This window comes from Streptomyces olivaceus (assembly GCF_000721235.1).
In the GTDB taxonomy this organism is placed as follows: Bacteria; Actinomycetota; Actinomycetes; order Streptomycetales; family Streptomycetaceae; genus Streptomyces; species Streptomyces olivaceus.
The window spans coordinates 1-1053 of sequence record NZ_JOFH01000110.1 but is presented as its reverse complement, the minus strand read 5'-3'; the positions used below and the strand labels follow the sequence as shown (position 1 = coordinate 1053).

Annotated in this window: 1 protein-coding gene; it reads right to left on the bottom strand. The window is 66.6% G+C overall.

Going from position 1 to position 1053, the window contains the following annotated elements:
- Window positions 1–56 precede the first annotated feature (56 nt).
- Window positions 57–1001, bottom strand: a complete 945-nt coding sequence (locus IG94_RS0137965) for a transposase (protein WP_224326726.1) — start codon at window positions 999–1001, stop codon at window positions 57–59.
- Between the last annotated feature and the right edge of the window lie 52 nt (window positions 1002–1053).

The following is a 1053-nucleotide window of genomic DNA, read 5'->3' as shown; positions in this document are numbered from 1 at the left end:
CGAGCTCGTGCATGGTTGGCGGTAGCGCGTCGAGGGCTGCGGATTGGTTGTTGTGTTCACGTTCGCGTACCACGGGCCAGTGTGGCGACCTGCTGGTGGGAGAGCAGTCCGGCGACAGCTTGGATGATGTCGCTCATGTGCTCGCGGCGGCCGTGGTGCCGCGCGAGGGATCGCCAGTTCTTCAGATGGCCGATGCCGTGCTCGACCCGGATACGGCGCGAGGAGTGTGCTTTGCGCTGCCGCTCGTACATCTCCTCGTACCACTCAGGCGGGTTCTTCTTGAACTTGCGGTGCGGTGGCGTCACCACGCGCCCGCCGGTCTGGGCGCCCAGGCCCTGGTAACCGGCATCGGTGAGGATTTCCACGGCGGGCCCGTCGGCCAGGAGCTTGACCAGGCCCAATTTCCGGGCGTGCGTGATGTCCGCGCAGCTGGCTGGCTCGGCCGGGCTGCAGAACAACAGCCTCCCTATGGCGTCCGTGACGACCATCGACTTCACGGCGTTCTGCTTGTTCTTCCCGGAGATGAACTTCTCCCGGTCCCTGCGTCCGACGGCCGGACGACGCACCCGGACCTCGGTCCCGTCGATGATCCCGGTCTGTCCGCTCGCGCCGAGATGGTCGACGACCTCGGCGAGCGTTCGCAGTCGGATGTCGGGCGCGACGGTGCAGCCCCGGATCGCCAGCAGCGGCCGCACTTCACCGATCGCACGCGTAATGGTGGAGCGGTCGACACCGAACCAGCAGGCCAGCACGTCGTGCGTGGCGCCATGACGGAGGTGCACCAACGTGGCCAACAGGCGGTCGACGAAGACCAGCTTGTGCTTGGCCCCGGCACCAACGGCCCGGCGGCGAGGGCGTGACGTCAGCACGGCCTGGTGCCGCTCGTGCCACAACGGGCCGATTTCAGTGATGAGTTCTGCGATCACGTCGGGCGTCAGCCCGGTGATCTGCTGGCTACGGATGATTGCTGCACGCGCCCGGTTCCCCACCACACGGATCATGATCAACGATCAAGGTCTCGACGCGCTACCGCCAACCATGCACGAGCTCGTA

Excerpts from the sequence above, each read along its gene's own strand:
- IG94_RS0137965 (WP_224326726.1), bottom strand. The coding sequence starts at position 1,001 with ATGATCCGTGTGGTGGGGAACCGGGCGCGTGCAGCAATCATCCGTAGC.